12 protein-coding genes and 2 tRNA genes are annotated in these 14,996 nt (G+C 72.0%); 12 read left to right on the top strand and 2 right to left on the bottom strand.

Annotated elements, in window-relative coordinates; genetic code table 11:
• Nucleotide 1: 1 nt before the first annotated feature.
• Complete coding sequence (locus tag ACULK4_RS11215; RefSeq protein WP_445964501.1) at nt 2-772, top strand: fumarylacetoacetate hydrolase family protein; 771 nt, start codon at nt 2-4, stop codon at nt 770-772.
• A 21-nt stretch (nt 773-793) separates the two neighbouring features.
• On the opposite strand, the gene ACULK4_RS11210 is transcribed toward ACULK4_RS11215, so the two are convergent.
• Entirely contained in the window at nt 794-1,864 is a 1,071-nt protein-coding gene (locus ACULK4_RS11210; RefSeq protein WP_445964500.1) for an aminotransferase class V-fold PLP-dependent enzyme, read from the bottom strand.
• Nucleotides 1,865-1,946: 82 nt separating this feature from the next.
• Here ACULK4_RS11210 and ACULK4_RS11205 point away from each other — a divergent pair, with 82 nt between their 5' ends.
• From ACULK4_RS11205 to ACULK4_RS11190, 4 genes are all read left to right on the top strand, one after another.
• The gene (locus ACULK4_RS11205; protein WP_445964499.1) at nt 1,947-2,933 is read left to right on the top strand and encodes a LysR family transcriptional regulator; all 987 of its coding nucleotides are present in this window, start codon (nt 1,947-1,949) and stop codon (nt 2,931-2,933) included.
• Nucleotides 2,926-4,443 (top strand): glutamate--tRNA ligase, encoded by a 1,518-nt coding sequence (gene gltX / locus ACULK4_RS11200; RefSeq protein WP_445964498.1) that lies wholly within the window; start codon nt 2,926-2,928, stop codon nt 4,441-4,443. The genes ACULK4_RS11205 and gltX overlap by 8 nt, the downstream gene beginning before the upstream one ends.
• Nucleotides 4,444-4,520: 77 nt before the next feature.
• Nucleotides 4,521-4,592 (top strand) — tRNA-Gln (locus ACULK4_RS11195).
• A 177-nt stretch (nt 4,593-4,769) separates the two neighbouring features.
• Nucleotides 4,770-7,193 (top strand): transglycosylase domain-containing protein, encoded by a 2,424-nt coding sequence (locus ACULK4_RS11190; protein WP_445964497.1) that lies wholly within the window; start codon nt 4,770-4,772, stop codon nt 7,191-7,193.
• Nucleotides 7,194-7,220: 27 nt separating this feature from the next.
• On the opposite strand, the gene ACULK4_RS11185 is transcribed toward ACULK4_RS11190, so the two are convergent.
• Nucleotides 7,221-7,865 (bottom strand): MBL fold metallo-hydrolase, encoded by a 645-nt coding sequence (locus ACULK4_RS11185; RefSeq protein WP_445964496.1) that lies wholly within the window; start codon nt 7,863-7,865, stop codon nt 7,221-7,223.
• Nucleotides 7,866-7,925: 60 nt separating this feature from the next.
• On the opposite strand from ACULK4_RS11185, the gene ACULK4_RS11180 reads away from it, so the two are divergent.
• The 7 genes from ACULK4_RS11180 to ACULK4_RS11150 all read left to right on the top strand — a co-directional run bounded on the left by ACULK4_RS11180 (nt 7,926) and on the right by ACULK4_RS11150 (nt 14,869).
• Nucleotides 7,926-8,831, top strand: a complete 906-nt coding sequence (locus ACULK4_RS11180; RefSeq protein WP_445964495.1) for a diacylglycerol/lipid kinase family protein — start codon at nt 7,926-7,928, stop codon at nt 8,829-8,831.
• Between the two features lie 75 nt (nt 8,832-8,906).
• Nucleotides 8,907-8,982: transfer RNA gene (locus ACULK4_RS11175), tRNA-Glu, on the top strand.
• Nucleotides 8,983-9,203: 221 nt separating this feature from the next.
• Entirely contained in the window at nt 9,204-10,262 is a 1,059-nt protein-coding gene (locus ACULK4_RS11170) for a TerC family protein (RefSeq protein WP_445964494.1), read from the top strand.
• Between the two features lie 192 nt (nt 10,263-10,454).
• A complete protein-coding gene (locus ACULK4_RS11165; RefSeq protein WP_445964493.1) occupies nt 10,455-11,258 on the top strand; it encodes a PP2C family protein-serine/threonine phosphatase in 804 nt (267 codons plus the stop codon).
• Complete coding sequence (locus ACULK4_RS11160; protein ID WP_445964492.1) at nt 11,239-12,405, top strand: FHA domain-containing protein; 1,167 nt, start codon at nt 11,239-11,241, stop codon at nt 12,403-12,405. The genes ACULK4_RS11165 and ACULK4_RS11160 overlap by 20 nt, the downstream gene beginning before the upstream one ends.
• Nucleotides 12,405-14,159: a serine/threonine-protein kinase gene (locus ACULK4_RS11155; RefSeq protein ID WP_445964491.1), complete on the top strand. Its 1,755-nt coding sequence runs from the start codon at nt 12,405-12,407 to the stop codon at nt 14,157-14,159. The genes ACULK4_RS11160 and ACULK4_RS11155 overlap by 1 nt, the downstream gene beginning before the upstream one ends.
• Nucleotides 14,156-14,869: an FHA domain-containing protein gene (locus tag ACULK4_RS11150; protein ID WP_445964490.1), complete on the top strand. Its 714-nt coding sequence runs from the start codon at nt 14,156-14,158 to the stop codon at nt 14,867-14,869. The genes ACULK4_RS11155 and ACULK4_RS11150 overlap by 4 nt, the downstream gene beginning before the upstream one ends.
• The last annotated feature ends 127 nt before the right edge of the window (nt 14,870-14,996 follow it).

Genomic DNA, 14,996 nt, shown 5'->3' with positions numbered 1-14,996 from the left:
CATGAAGGTCGCGCGGTTCTCCCACGGTGAGTCCATCTCGTTCGGCATCGTCGATGAAGAGGAGCACGCGCTGGTCGTGCTCAAGGCCGACCCGATGTTCGCGGGGTACGACCCGACGGGGGAGCGCGTGCCGCTCACCGAGGCGAAGCTGCTCGCGCCCGTCATCCCCCGATCGAAGGTCGTCGCGGTCGGGAAGAACTACCGCGAGCACGCTGCGGAGATGGGCGGCGAGGCGCCCGACGAGCCGCTGCTCTTCCTCAAGCCGAATACCGCGGTCGTCGGCCCGGGCGACGCGATCGTCCTGCCGCCCGAGAGCGCCCAGGTCGAGTTCGAGGGCGAGCTGGCGGTCGTCATCGGCCGCATCGCGCGTCGCGTGAGCGAGGCGGATGCGGCATCCGTGATCTTCGGCTACACGATCGCCAACGACGTCACCGCGCGCGACCTGCAGCGCAGCGACGGGCAGTGGACCCGTGCCAAGGGCTTCGACACGTTCTGCCCGCTCGGCCCCGTGATCGACACCGAGCTCGACCTCGAGCGCGGCACGATCGAGACGAGCGTCAACGGCGAGCGCCGCCAGGAGGGGCGCTTCGCCGACATGGTGCACACGATTCCTGCGATCGTCGCCTACGCGTCGAACGTGTTCACGCTGCTGCCGGGCGACGTGATCCTGACCGGCACGCCCGCCGGCGTCGGCCCGATCGTCGCCGGCGACACGGTCGAGGTGAGCGTCTCGGGACTCGGCACGCTCGCGAACCCCGTCCGCTCGGCCTGACGCGCTTCCGGTCGGCCCGCGTCAGCGGCCGAGCGCCCGTGCGGCCCGGTCCACGTCCTCCTCGTCGTTCCAGAGGTGGAACGCGACGCGCGCTCGCCCGGCACGACCCGAGGCGGCGAGGCCGGCCGCCGTGAGCGAGGCGAGGTCGCAGCCCTCCGGGTCGGGCCAGCTCACGATCGCGCTCGCCGAGGGCGGCAGGTCGAGCCGCTCGCGGAACGCGTCGGCGAGGCCGACGTCGTGGTGGCGGACCGCGTCGAGGTCGAGGCTCGCCGCGAGTTCGAGCGCCGCCTCGGCGCCGGCCCACGCGTGCCAGGCCGGTGACACGTCGAACCGGCGCGCCCCGGCGGCGAGGTACAGCTCGGGTCCGTAGCACGACGCCCACGGGTCCTCGCCCGAGTACCAGCCTGCGGTGAGCGGCACGAGCTCGTCGAGCGCGCGGTCGCTCACGGCCATGAAGGCGGCCCCCCGGGGAGCCGACAGCCACTTGTACGCGTGGCACACGATGATGTCGGCATCGAGGCGGTCGGTGGGCATCCATCCGGTGGCCTGGGTGGTGTCGATGAGCACCAGCGCGCCGGCGGCACGCGCCGCTGCGATGACGGATGCCGCGTCGGCGATCTCGCCCGTCGCGGACTGCACGAGCGAGAACGCGACGAGCCATGTCGACGGAGTGACGGCCTCGGCCAGCCGGTCGAGCGGAGCGTGCTGAACGTCGAGGTCGCCGTGCGCGAGGAACGGCGCCACGACCGAGCTGAAGTCGCCGTCGACGACCACGACGCGCGCACCGGCCGGGGCGGATGCCGCGGCGAGGGCGACGAACACCGACCCCTGCGATCCGACCGCGACGCGGTCGACGTTCGCGCCGAGGAGTGTCGCAGCGTGGCCGCGGGCGCGCTCGAGCACGGCGGTGTACTCGGCGGGGCTGTTGACGCCGTCGCGCCAGCGCTCGAGGTCGCGCGCGACCGCCGCGACGGTCGCGGTCGCGGGGATGCCGAGGGTGCACGCGGCGAGGTAGCCGCGGCCGGCGGGGAAGCGCGGGTCCGGGAACCGGACCGTCGTCGCGTCGAGGGCGGGGTGCATCGAGCGGGCCATGCCCACAGCCTGCGCCCGATGGGCGGATTCGGTCGAGTGCCAGTGTCGCATCCAATACATAAGCACTGCTTATACTCAATCCATGGATCCCACCTCCGACGGGACGGCGCTGCAGGGCACCGTCGATGCCGCGAGCCTGCTCGTGCTGCGAGCGATCGCCGACCACGGCTCGATCACCGCCGCGGCATCCGCCCTCGGGTACAGCCAGCCGGCGCTCAGCCAGCAGGTGCGGCGCGCCGAGGCGCGCGCCGGCACGCCGCTCGTGGAGCGGACCGGGCGCGGCATCCGCCTCACGCCCGCCGGGCGCGTGCTCGCACGCCACGGGGCCGCGGTCGCGACCGCGCTCGAGGCCGCGCGGGGCGAGCTCGCCGACCTCCGGGGGCTCCGCTCAGGCCGCGTGCGGCTGACGGCGTTCCCGTCGGCGTCGCCCACGCTCGTGCCCGCCTTCATGGCGGGAATGGCCGAGCGGCACCCGGGCGTGCGGGTCAGCTTCGTCGAGGCCGAGCCGCCCGAGGCCGTCGCCGCGGTCCGCGAGGACCGGGCCGACCTCGCGCTCACCTTCAGCTACACCGGCGACCGGAGCGACCCGCACCGCGAGAGCGCGCGCGGCCTCGAGGTCGCGACGATCGGCGGCGATCCGATGCACGTGGTGCTTCCGGCGCGGCATCCGCTCGCCCGTCACGAGGTCGTCGAACTGGCCGGACTCGCCGGCGATCCGTGGATCGCCGGATGCCCGAGGTGCCGCGGGCACCTGCTCGAACTCTGCGACGCGGCGGGGTTCGCACCCCGCATCGTCGTCGAGACCGACAACTTCGTCGCCGTCGAGGAGATGGTCGCCTCCGGGCTCGGCGTCGCGGTGCTGCCCGGGCTCGCCGTGCAGTCGGCCGGCGTGCGCGCCGGCGTCGCCGTGCGACGCACCGCGAACGACGATCGCCGCACCCTGCACCTCGTCACCGCGAAGGGTGCGCTGGGCGTGCCCGCGGTCGCGGTCGCGGCCGAGCTGCTGGCCGGCCTCGTCGCCCGACGGGAGGCGCCGCCGGCGAGCCGTACCATTGAGGGCGATGCCTGACACGACCCACCCCACCACGACCGCCACCGGCTCCGACATCCGCGTGCGGTTCTGCCCGTCGCCCACCGGGACCCCGCACGTCGGACTCGTGCGCACCGCGCTGTTCAACTGGGCGTACGCACGCCACACCGGCGGCACGTTCGTCTTCCGCATCGAGGACACCGACGCGGCTCGCGACAGCGAGGAGAGCTACGGGCAGATCATCGACGCGCTGACCTGGCTCGGCCTCGACTGGGACGAGGGCATCGACGTCGGCGGGCCGCACACGCCGTACCGGCAGTCGCTGCGGGGTGAGATCTACACCACCGTCGTCGAGCGGCTGAAGGCCTCCGGGCACGTCTACGAGAGCTACTCGACCGCAGACGAGATCGACGCGCGCAACGAGGCGGCCGGCCGGCCCAGGCAGTTCGGCTACGACAACTTCGACCGCGACCTCACCGACGAGCAGCGCGCCGCGTTCCGGGCCGAGGGCCGGCAGCCCGCCCTCCGCCTGCGCGTGCCCGACGACGTCGACTTCGGCTTCGACGACCTCGTGCGCGGTCGCATCGACTTCCCTGCCGGTTCCACCACCGACTTCGTGGTGGTCCGACCGAACGGCGCCCCGCTCTACACGCTCGTGAACCCCGTCGACGACGCGCTCATGGGCATCACGCACGTACTGCGCGGGGAAGATCTGCTGAGCTCCACGCCGCGGCAGATCGCGCTCTACCACGCCCTCATCGACATCGGGCTCACGACCTTCGTGCCGCGCTTCGGCCACCTGCCCTACGTCATGGGCGAGGGCAACAAGAAGCTCTCGAAGCGCGACCCCGAGTCGAACCTCTTCCACCACCGCGACCGCGGGTTCATCCCCGAGGGCCTCGTGAACTCCCTCGCCCTCCTCGGCTGGGGCTTCTCGGCCGACCGCGACGTGTTCAGCCGCGACGAGCTCGTGCAGGCGTTCGACGTCGAGGACGTGAACCCGAACCCCGCGCGCTTCGACCTCAAGAAGGCCGAGGCGATCAACGGCGACCACCTGCGGCAGCTCGAGGCAGCCGACTTCGCCGCGCGCACCGTGCCGTACCTGCAGTCCGCCGGCGTGGTCGAGCGCCCCATCACCCCGGCGCAGGAGGCGATCCTCGCCCAGGCGGCCCCGCTCGTGCAGGAGCGCATCGGCCTGCTCGGCGAGGCCCCCGGCATGCTCGGTTTCCTGTTCACGGATGCCGCGGAGCTCGAGTACGACGAGGCCGCCGTCGGGTCGCTCCCGGCCGACGCGCCGCAGGTGCTCGACGCGGCGCGCGAGGCGCTCGAACGCATCCCGGGGGAGTCGTGGAGCCACGCGGAGATCGAGGAGGCGCTGCGCGACGCGCTCGTCGACGGGCTCGGCCTGAAGCCGCGCGTGGCGTTCGGTCCGGTGCGCGTGGCGGTCTCCGGGCGACGCGTCTCTCCGCCGCTGTTCGAGTCGATGCAGATCCTCGGTCGGATCGATTCGCTCGACCGCATCGACCGCCTCGCGGGACTCATCGCCTGAGGCGGGCTCGGTTTGGAGTGCGTGGCCCTCTAGGCTAGAGTTACATGTCGGCTCGGGAACTCCGGTTCCGGGGCCATTGGGGTATGGTGTAATTGGCAACACGGCTGATTCTGGTTCAGTTGTTCTTGGTTCGAGTCCAGGTACCCCAGCAATGAGACCCGCGAGTGATCGCGGGTCTTCTCGTATTTCAGGGTCGTGATCGAATCGCAGCCCGTCGCTGCTTTACAACCCGGCCGCCCTGCGCTTGCATGGAGGGGCGACACCTGCGAACGGATGCCGGCGACCGAACCGCCGGCATCGCCGCGCATCAGATCGGGGGGTGATCGGTGGACCGCCGCAACTTGCGCAACCGCGACTTCGCTGAGACGCGCACGCCGATCGGCGTCGTCGGCGGATTCGTCGGGTTGGTCGCCGCGAGCGCCGCCGCCGCGATGCTCGTGACCGTCGCGGTCACGCCCGGTCTCGCCGCCGCGGGCGTCGCCGCGTCGAGCACGATCTCGATGTTCGAGAACCTGCCGAGCTACCTCGAGATCGGCGAGCTGAGCGAGAAGAGCAACATCTACGCGAAGCGCTCGAACGGCGACCGCGTGCTGCTGGCCTCGTTCTACGACCAGAACCGCGTCGAGGTCGGCTGGGAGCAGGTGAGCCAGTTCGTCAAGGACGCCGCGATCGCCGGTGAGGACCCGCGCTTCTACGACCACAACGGCATCGACCTGCAGGGCACCATCCGTGCGGCTGCGACCACCGCGACCGGTCGAGAGACGCAGGGCGGCTCCTCGATCGCGCAGCAGTACGTCAAGAACGTACGCGTCCAGGAATGCGAACGACTCGCGGCCGACCAGGAGGAGCGCGACGGCTGCTACGACGCCGTCACCGAGACCACGATCGACCGCAAGCTCAAGGAGATGCGGCTCGCGATCGGCGTCGAGAAGCGCTACACCAAGAGCGAGATCCTGCTCGGCTACCTCAACATCGCCGGATTCGGCGGCACCGTCTACGGCATCGAGGCCGCGGCGAACTACTACTACAACACCACTGCCGCGAACGTGACCCTCGCCCAGGCGGCATCCCTCATCGCGATCGTGAACAACCCCGGCAAGTTCCGGCTCGACCAGCCCGACGACCCCACGAACGGCGTCGAGAACGGCTACGCGGCGAACACCGGCCGTCGCGACTACATCCTGCGGGCCATGCTGGCCGAAGACAAGATCACCGTCCAGCAGTTCGACGAGGCGCTCGCCACGCCCGTCGAGCCGGTCATCACCGAGCCCAGCACCGGATGCCAGACCGCGGGCCCGAACGCGTACTTCTGCGACTACGTGAAGAACATCCTGCAGAACGACCCGATCTTCGGCGAAGACGAGGAGGAGCGGTTCCTCAACTTCCGTCGCGGCGGGTACGAGGTCCACACCACGCTCGACCTCGACCTGCAGGCCGCGGCGGCGAAGGCGGTGTCGACGCACGTCCCCGCCACCTATCCGGGCTGGGATGTCGGCGGCGTCATCTCGTCCGTCGAGGTGGGCACCGGCCGTGTGCTCGCGATGGCCCAGAACCGCACCTACAGCCAGGATCCGAACGTCCTCGCGAAGGGGCCGCAGTTCACGAGCATCAACTACAACACCGACTTCGCGTACGGGGGTTCCCGAGGCTTCCAACCGGGTTCGTCGTACAAGGTGTTCACCCTCGCCGAGTGGCTGAGCTCGGGTCGCGGTCTCGGCGAGCGGGTCGACTCGCGGCGGAAGAGCAACTGGGGCACATTCCAAGACAGTTGCCTCGGCCCGCACTTCGCCGGCGACTGGAACCCGCGCAACGACGCCAACGAGGCGGGGGCCAACTACAGCGCGATGGAGTCCACGATCGGATCGATCAACACCGGCTTCATCGGCATGGCGAAGGAGCTCGACCTCTGCGGCATCCGCAAGCGCGCCGAGGCGTTCGGGGTGCACCGGGCCGACGGCAACGTGCTCCAGCAGGGTCCGTCGTCGGTCATCGGCACGAACGAGGTGGCGCCGCTCAGCATGGCCATCGCCTTCGCCGGCATCGCGAACAACGGCACGACCTGCTCGCCGATCGCCATCGACCGCATCATCGGCCGCGACGGCGAGGACATCCCGCCGCCGAAGTCGCAATGCACCCAGTCGGTCGTGCCCGAGGTCGCCGCAGCGATGCACACGGCGATGGGCGCGGTGATGACGAGCGGCACCGGGCAGCAGTCGAACGCCAACACCCAGCCGTCGGTGCCGCTCATCGGCAAGACCGGTACGACGGATGCCGCGAAGGACACCTGGATGATCGGCGCGAGCTCCAAGGTCGCCACGGCGGTGGGGGTCGTCAGCGTGAACGGCCAGGCGAACCAGCGCGGCATCTTCTTCGAGACGGGACAGGCGGCGACGGCGCGTCACCGGATGTGGCCCGAGGTGATGTCGGTGGCCGCGGCGAAGTACGGTGGCGATCCGTTCACGCAGGCGGGCATGGGCCCGGTCGTGCCGCGAGTCGACATCCCGGGGGTCGAGCCCGCGCCGTCGCCGAGCGGCGGAGACCAGGGCGAGGAGGGCAACGCGAACTTCACCGCGGTGCCCGAGCCCGAGGCGGCACCGGCCGAACCGGCTCCTCCGCCTCCGCCGCCGCCGGCCCCCGCCCCGGCCCCCGAGCCGGCACCGGAGCCCGAGCCGCCGCCCGAGGAGCCAGTGGCGCCCGGGTGGCCGTTCGATCCGGGAGACGGCTGGCCATTCGACGATCCGACCGGGTGACCCTCGCCGCCGAGCGGCATCCGTCGTTCAGAGGTCGAACGAGTCGCCGGGCTCGAGCGCGAGGTACTCGCCGCCGACCTGCTGCGTCGCCCACTCCAGGCGGGCGTTCGAGAGGTCCTTGCCCGCGCGCGAGAGCACCATCTCGTGCGTGGGGAACACGCGTCGGGGCATGACCGCCATCACGTAGTCCATGGACTCGGCGATCTTCATCCAGGGCGCGCCCGCGGGCGCGGCGAGGACGTCGACCTCCACGCCCTCGGGCACCGCGAACGAGTCGCCCGCGTAGTACAGCGCGTCGCTCACGAGCACGCCGACGTTGTCGATGACCGGGATCGACGAGTGGATCACCGCGTGCCGCCCGCCGAAGAACCGGAGCCGGAACGGGCCGACCTCGATCTCATCGCCCGGTGCGACGCGCTCGACCTCGATGCCGGCCTCGGCGGCCGCCTCGACCACGCCCTCGGGCCCGAAGAACCGCACGTCGGGGCTGCGGTCGCGGATGCGACCGAGCTGCTCCGGGGTCCAGTGGTCGTCGTGCCGGTGCGTGACCACGACGGCCCGAGCGCCCGTGGCCTCGGTGATGGGTGTCGTGAACTTGCCGGGATCGACGAAGAGCCGATCGCCGGAATGCTCGATGACGAGGGCGGCATGCTCCAGCTTGGTGACGCGCATGCTCCGAGCCAACACGGTGCGCTGACGACATGCAACCGGTCGTGCTGCCACAATCGCACCATGAGTCCCCGTTCCCCCCGGCGACTGCTGCTCGCAGTGAACCCGTCAGCGGCCTTCGGGCGCAATCGTGCCGTCGGTCCTGCCGCCGCCCGCCGCCTCGCCGACGCGGGGTACGAGGTGACGCTGCTGCGCGAGGCGAACTTCGAGCTGCTGCGGCGCGAGACGCAGTCGGCGTTCGAGCAGGGCACGGATGGGCTCATCGTGGTCGGCGGCGACGGCATGGTGTCCCTCGGCGTCAACATCGTCGCGCGAACCGGGGTGCCGCTCGGGATCGTCGCGGCGGGCACGGGCAACGACCTCGCTCGTGCGCTCGGGCTCCCGCACGACGATCCCGAGGCCGGGGTCGAGGCCCTGGTCGAGGCGCTGGCCCGGCCGCCGCAGTCGATCGACCTCGGCCTCGTGCGCCACGGCGAGCTCAGCACGTGGTTCGCGTGCGTGCTGTCGGCCGGATTCGATGCCGTCGTCAACGAACGCGCGAACCGGATGACGCGGCCCAGGGGGCCGAGCCGGTACACGATCGCGCTGCTCCGCGAGCTCGCCACGTTCCGACCGCTGCGCTACCGGCTCACGCTCGACGGTGCGGTGCGAGAGCAGGCCGCGATGCTGGTCTCGGTCGCCAACACGCCGTCGCTGGGCGGCGGCATGCGCATCGTGCCCCACGCCGACCTCTCCGACGGTGTCCTCGACGTGTTCATCGTGCACCCGCTCTCGCGGATCGGCCTGCTGAGCGTGTTCCCGCGGGTGTTCGCCGGGGAGCACGTGAACCACCCCGCGGTCGAGTTCGCCGGGGCGCGGCGCGTCCGGATCGAGGGCGACGGCATCGTCGCCTACGCCGACGGCGAGCGTCTCGGGATGCTGCCGGTCGACGTCGAGGCGGTCCCGGGAGCGCTCTCGGTGTTCGTCTGACCCCCTCCCGGGCGCCCGGGTGCTCGATTTGGAATGCGCCTGAGACGTGTGCCATACTCTTTCACGTCGCAACGAGGCCCCATCGTTTAGCGGCCTAGGACGCCGCCCTCTCACGGCGGTAGCGCGGGTTCAAATCCCGCTGGGGTCACCACGACAGGCGAACGCCCTCGCAGCATGCGGGGGCGTTCGTCGTTTCCCGGTCCGAAGCCCGCTAGACTCGTCCGAGCGAAGGGGAGTATCCCGCCGGGGTTCGCACCTCGGGCCACGATCGTCAATACGAGCGCCGTCGACGCCGCTCCGGGCGTGGCGGCGCACGCACGTGCAGCCGGGAGAGACTTTCGGTCCTGAACGCACCCCTCCGAAAGGCCCTCCGTGACCGCACTGCCCGTCTGGTTCGAAGTCGGCTCGCTCGTCGTGCTCACCCTGATCCTCGTCGCCGACCTGCTCCTGGTCATCAAGCGGCCGCACGTTCCGTCGTTCCGGGAGTCGACCCTCTGGGTCGTGTTCTACATCGTGCTCGCGCTCGTCTTCGCCGGGTTGATGTTCGTGATCGGCGATGCCGAGCACGGCGCCCAGTTCCTCGCCGGATGGCTCACCGAGTACAGCCTCTCGATCGACAACCTCTTCGTGTTCGTCATCATCATGGCGAGGTTCGCGGTGCCCAGGAAGTACCAGCAGGAGGTGCTGATGGTGGGCATCATCCTCGCGCTGATCCTGCGCGGCATCTTCATCCTGCTCGGTGCGCAGCTCATCGAGAACTTCAGCTGGATCTTCTACATCTTCGGCGCCTTCCTGCTCTGGACGGCGTACAACCAGGCGTTCGGCGACCACGAGGAGGAGGGCAGCGACACGTTCGTGATCCGCCTCCTGCGTCGCCGGCTGTCGATCACGAACGACTACGACGGCATCAAGCTGCGCACCACGATCGAGGGGCGCCGGTTCTTCACGCCCATGCTCATCGTGTTCGTCGCGATCGGCACGACCGACCTGATCTTCGCGCTCGACTCCATCCCGGCGATCTTCGGGATCACGCAGAGCCCGTTCATCGTGTTCACGGCGAACGTCTTCGCGCTGATGGGCCTGCGCCAGCTCTACTTCCTGCTCGGCGGCCTGCTCGAGCGACTCGAGTACCTGAAGTACGGCATCGCCTTCATCCTCGGCTTCATCGGCGTGAAGCTCGTGCTGCACGCCATGCACGAGAACGAGCTGCCGTTCATCAACGGCGGCGAGCACATCGAGTGGGCCCCCGAGATCTCGACATGGGTGTCGCTGGCCGTGATCGTCGCCGCCATGATCGTGGCGACCGTCGCGAGCGTCGCCAAGGCGAACCTCGATGCACGCCGGCGCGGCCACACCCTGGGCGAGGAGATCCCCCACTTCACCGAGGAGGGCGACCGGGCCGAGCGCGACGAGTCGACCGTCGAGCGCTGACGCGGAGTTCCCTCGGCGCGCCGGGCCCGTCCCCGGCTTGCTAGCGTTGAGCCACTGCGCCCTCCGCGCCGTCCCTACCCCGCAGAGAGGACCCGACCAGTGACGTCTGATGGCAGCGGTGTCGTCCTGATCCCGAGCGGATCCGCGCGCATCGCACACAGCGCCCGAACGCACGTCGGCCGCGTCCGGGCGGTGAACGAGGATGCGCTCCTCGCCCACGCCCCCGTCTACGCGGTCGCCGACGGCATGGGCGGCCATGCACGCGGCGACGCGGCGAGCCGGGCCGTGGTCGACACGTTCCGCCGCCACCTCGACTCCGGCGCGCCCTCGAGGCCCGAGCAGGTGCTCGACGCGATCCACAGTTCCAACGAGGTCGTGCGATCGCTGTCGACGGAGGGCGACGAGGGCACCGCCGTCGCCGGCACCACCGTCGCGGGCGTCGCCCTCGTCGACGCCGGCGACGACCGCGGCGTGCACTGGATGGTCTTCAACGTCGGCGACTCGCGCGTCTACCTGTGGGACGGGCGCCGGCTCGAGCAGGTCACCGTCGACCACTCCGCGGTGCAGGAGATGGTCGACGCCGGCCTGCTCCACTCCGACGACGCGGAGCGGCATCCGGACCGCAACGTGATCACGCGTGCGGTCGGCGCCGACGACGCGGTCGAGCCCGACGTGTGGCTGATCCCGGCGGCCGGCCGACAGGTCTTCCTGATCTGCTCCGACGGGCTGTCGAAGGAAGTCGGCGACGAGGCGATCGCCGGGATCCTCGCGGGCGGCTCGTCGCACGCGGCCGGACTCGCGGGCGAACTCGTCGACGCCGCACTCGCGGCCGGGGCGCGGGACAACGTGACCGCGGTCGTCGTGGAGTCCGACCTCGGCGGCGACCCGGCGGGGGACGGCGAGGCGACGCGCGACCGCGACGACGCGCTGCCGGGCGACGCCGAGCAGACCTGGCCGAGGGGAACGGGGGATCAGGGTGGCGGACTACCGGCCTGATCCCGGTGGCGCGTGGGTCGCGGCGCTCCGGGCCGGTACGGTGCTCGTGCTCCCCGCCGCTCGGACCGACGACCTCGTCGCGCTCTGGCCCGGGCTCGGGTCGGCGGATGCCGCAGCCCGAGTCATCGACCGACTGACCGCCGGCGGGGTGGCCTCGGCGCCCGGCTTCGCGCTCGTCGTGCGCGAGCGCAGCGCCGCATCCGTGCGCGTCGTCGTCCGTGGGCCGCTCACCGTCCGCGTCGACGGCGACGCCGTGTCGGGTTCGGGCGTGTCGACGTGGAGCGAGCGCGTGTTCGCGGGCGCGACCTCCGTGGCCGTCGCCGTCGACGGGGCAGCGGATGCCGCCGGGCCGAGGCTCCCGATCGTGGAGGGCGTGGTCCCGGCATCCGTGCTGGAGTGGAGTCCGGCTGCGGCCGATGCAACCGGGGCCGCCGCGACCGCGCCCGGGATCGCCCCCGACCGGCCGTTCCCGGCAGCGGGCGCCGATCCGGAGGAAGCGGGGCGTCCGGCCGAGCAGACCATGGTTTCGGTCGAGGACACCGTCGTCGGCTTCTCGCGCACCGAGCGCCCGCGGATCGACGCTGCCGACGCGATCACGCCCGCGCTGTCGGGGATCGGCGCCGCCCCCGCGGCCGGCGCCGTCGCCTCGACGACCACGATCATCCCGCCCCGCGCGCCTGCCGACGGCGCGGTGCTCGGCGACCACGACGGACTCACCGTGGCGGCGTCCGACCTCCGCCGGCTCCGCGAGGCGCGCGACGCCGGGCGAGTCGGGAGCGCGTCCGGTCCGGACGGCGTGCGCGCCGACGACCGGCTCGCGCTGCGCATGCCCGACGGGTCCTTCGAGCCGATCGCGGGCGAGCTCCTGCTCGGGCGGGCGCCGGTGATCGGCCGGGTCGCCGGTTCGCGCATGCCGCGTCCCGTCGTCATCGGCGCGGGCGACCCCGACATCTCCAGGACCCACCTGCGCGTGGCGGTCGAGGGCGGCACGGCCGTCGTGACCGATCTCGAGTCGCGCAACGGCACGCAGGTCGTCGCGCCGGGCCGGGCACCCATGCGACTGCGGCCCGCCGAGCCGACGCCCGTGCTCCCCGAGACCGTGATCGACCTCGGCGGCGGCTGGACCATCCAGGTGGTGGTGCGCTGATGCGCCGCACGCCGTCGTCGCCGCCCGACCTGCCCGGCTACACGCCGCTGGGACTCCTCGGCTCCGGCGGCTTCGCCGACGTGTTCCTCTACGAGCAGCGGCTGCCGCGACGCAAGGTCGCCGTGAAGGTGCTCCTCGCCGACGACATCGACCAGGGCACGCGCGCCCAGTTCGTCGCCGAGGCGAACCTGATGGCCCGGCTCTCCGCGCACCCGTTCATCGTCACCATCTTCCACGCCGACGTCTCCGCCGACGGGCGTCCGTACTTCGTCATGGAGTACTGCTCCGGCCCGAGCCTGTCGGAGCGGTACAAGCGGCAGCCGCTCACCGTCGAAGATGCGCTGCGCATCGGCATCCGCCTGGCGGGCGCCGTCGCGACCGCCCACGCAGCCGGCATCCTGCACCGCGACATCAAGCCCGCCAACGTGCTCACCAACGACTACGGCTGGCCGGCGCTCAGCGACTTCGGCATCTCGAGCGATCTCGAGGGCGAACTGCCCGTGCACACCATGTCGTTCACGGGCGACCCGGCCGCGACGGGTTCCGGCACGGGCTCGGATCGCGCGGCCGTGGGCATGAGCGTGCCGTGGTCGCCGCCCGAGCTGTTCGAGGACGACCCGCGCCCCGACACCCGCAGCGACGTCTTCGCCCTCGCCGCCACGGTGCACACGCTGCTCGCCGGACGCACCCCGTTCGAGGTGCCGGGCCGGTCCAACGGTCCGCTCGACCTCATCGGCCGGATCGAGCGCGGCCGCATCACGCCGATCGACCGCGACGACGTGCCCGCGACGTTGCAGCAGGTGCTCGCGACCGGCATGGCGGCGCGGCGAGAGGACCGCTATCAGGGCGCGGTCGAGTTCGGCCGGGCGCTCCAGCGCATCGAGCTCGAACTCGGGTACTCGGTCACCGGCATCGAGGTGCCCTCGATTCCTGCTCCATCGACGGCCTCCGAGGCGGCGGATGCCGCGGCCGACCCGGTGACCCCTTCCGACACCGACGACGCGACGCGCGCCCGATCGGTCCGGGTCGTGCACGCCGATGCGCCCGCGGGCCCCGCCGGCCCGTGGTCGGCCGGCCCGCCGGTCGCGGCCGCCGCGCCCGGCGACGACGCGACCCGTGCCCGCGGCGTGCGGGTGGCCCGTGCGCAGGACCCGGCGCCGCGGCAGCCCGGACCCGCGTCGGACCTCGTCGACGACGGCACGGTCCTGCGCGGCGCATCGAGCGCGTCGCGCCGCGCGGGTGCGACAGTCGACGTGCCCGGGCGGGTGATCGCGCCCGCGGCCGCGCCCGTGCTCGATCCCGTGCCGTCGGTCGACGAGGAGGTGGCACGTGCCGTCGCGGGCCGGCGACGCGCGATCACGATCGCGATCGGCGCCGCGGCATCCGTCGCCGTCGCCGCAGCCGCGGGTGCGGCGATCGTGCTCGGCGGGTCGCTCGGCGCACCGGACGACGCCGACCCCGAGACGCCGGTCACGGCGGAGGACGCCGTGGTCGCCGCCACCGTGCCCGCGCCCGAGGTCGAGCCGGGGGAGCCCGCCGGCGACGGGCGCGTCGTGTTCGTCGTCCGGCACGACGACCCGGAGGACGGGGACCGCTACCGCTGGCGCAACGCCGACGGCTCGGGGCGGACCGCGGTGGCCGACGGCCCGGAGATCCTCGTGGACGGCGTCGGCGACGGCCGCACGGTGTGCATCGAGGTGCAGGTGCAACGCGGCAGCAAGACGTCCGAGCCGGTCACGGAGTGCACGGCATGAGGCCGCTGCGGGTCGAGTACTGCGGCGAGTGGCACACCGTCGAAGTGGGCCGGACGTTCGGGATCGGCCGCGAGTCCGACCTGACGATCGACGACAACCCGTACCTGCACCGCACCTTCCTGACGCTGTCGAGCGAGTTCGGGCTGTGGTGGCTGTCGAACGTCGGGCAGCTGCTGTCGGCGACCGTGTCGGATGCCACGGGGAGCGTGCAGGCGTGGGTGGCCCCCGGCGCGAAGCTCCCCCTGGTGTTCCAGACCGTGCACGTCATGTTCAGCGCGGGCGCGACGACGTACGACTTCGCGGTGCACGCGGAGGAGGACTTCTACAACACCTCGCTCACCGCCAGGCCCGCCGACGGAGGGACGACCATCCTGCCCGTGACCCTCACGACGAGCCAGCGACTCCTCGTGGTCGCGCTCGCCGAGCACGTGCTCGCGCAACCGACCGCAGGCCGGGCCGCGGTGCCGAGCTCAGCGGAGGCCGCAGGCCGGCTGGGCTGGAGCATGACCACGTTCAACCGCAAGCTCGACAACGTCTGCGAGAAGCTCGACCGGATCGGCGTCGACGGGCTGCGGGGCGGGCGCGGGAGGCTCGCGACCAACCGCCGTGCGCGGCTCGTCGAGTATGCCGTCGCCACTCGCCTGGTGAGCACCGAGGACCTCGCGCTGCTGGATCGGACGGCCGGGGAACGCGCCGAACCGGCGTCCTGAGAAGGCCGGCGGACCGCCGGAGGGCCATCTCCGGTTCATGCGGCCGAATGGGCACCGGTCCCCGTTTCCGAGGCTCCGAGCAGCGTGTTAGCGTGATGCCCGTTCCGCCGGTCTCCGGCGGCGACAT

Source organism: Agromyces selenitireducens, assembly GCF_052748465.2.
The sequence above is the reverse complement of the archived record's forward strand: the minus strand, read 5'-3'. Positions and strand labels throughout refer to the sequence as shown.